Below are 1206 nucleotides of genomic sequence, written 5' to 3'. Positions count from 1 at the left end.
CGACTCACTATGCCCGCTACGGAATGGAGTTTGATGAGGTAGGCAAGACTAACGCCAAGAGTCTGCTGAGCCATCTCAAATTCGACGGCACCAAGCTGAAGTTGAAATAAATTCGAACGGCCTAGAGCAATGAAGTTGCTAGAGCACGTATTCGTTCTTGAAAAACGAGCATTAAAAAGGCACCCGAGGGTGCCTTTTTGCTGAGACCATATTTAAAAACGTAAAGCAAAAGCTTACAGCTTAAAGAAGCTCAACTGTTCTTTTTGCTTTTCAGCCAGTAGTGATAGCTCGCTACTTGCGCTTGCGCTTTGGCTGATGCCAGCTACATTTTGGTTCACAAGTTCAGACATGTTAACCACGTTGCGGTTGATGTCTTGAGTGACTTGAGATGGCTCTTCCGCAGCTGTCGCTACTTGCGTGTTTGAATCGTTGATGTTCGCAACAGATTCTGTAATACCGATCAACGCATCGTTCGCTTGCTGAGTCAGCTCGTTGTTACGAGTTAACATTTCCAGGCTAACTTGCATGCTGTCGTTAGCAAGGCCTGATTGCGCTTGTAGCTCTTCAATGATTGTTGAGATTTCTTGCGTTGAATCTTGAGTACGTGCCGCTAGCATACGAACTTCATCCGCTACTACAGCAAAACCACGACCAGATTCACCTGCGCGTGCAGCCTCGATTGCAGCATTCAATGCAAGTAGGTTGGTTTGGTCTGCCATATCGTTGATAACTTTAAGAATCGTTTCGATGTTTGCTGTTGCTGACTCTAACACTTGAACTTCTTCAACAGCCAAATCGATGCTGTCTGAGAGCATATTAATGGTTTGTGTTGATTCGCTCACGACTGATGAGCCTTCAATGGTTGCTTGATCGGCTTCTTTCGCAGCGCTTGCGGCGCCTTGTGCGTTGTTCGCAACTTCTGTCGCGGTGACAGACATTTCGTGCATTGCGGTTGCCAGTTGCTCCAATTCTTGAAGCTGAGTTTGAATGGCACCAGCGGAGTCGCGTGCGCCTTCTGCCGTGATTTGAGTGCCAGTAAGCATCTGATTAGAGATCGATTTCGATTCAATGATCTGCTGCTGAAGATTTTCCATGAAGGTGTTGAAGTTTTTCGCTAGATCAGAAAACTCCTGATCGGTGTCAGTTTCTAGGCGTTGCGTTAAATCACCTTTGCCAGATGCGACGTCTTTCATTGCCGTGTTTGTT

Annotated in this window: 1 protein-coding gene; it reads right to left on the bottom strand. The window is 46.4% G+C overall.

Annotated elements, in window-relative coordinates; genetic code table 11:
• Positions 1 to 233 precede the first annotated feature (233 nt).
• Positions 234 to 1206: HAMP domain-containing methyl-accepting chemotaxis protein (locus R7P69_RS24885; RefSeq protein ID WP_318121777.1), on the bottom strand; the 973-nt coding region annotated here is incomplete at its 5' end.

The sequence above is a fragment of the Vibrio sp. 661 genome, from assembly GCF_033339315.1.
GTDB classification, from domain to species: Bacteria; Pseudomonadota; Gammaproteobacteria; order Enterobacterales; family Vibrionaceae; genus Vibrio; species Vibrio alginolyticus.
Note: the sequence above shows the minus strand (reverse complement) of the source record. Positions and strands in the feature narration are given on the sequence as shown.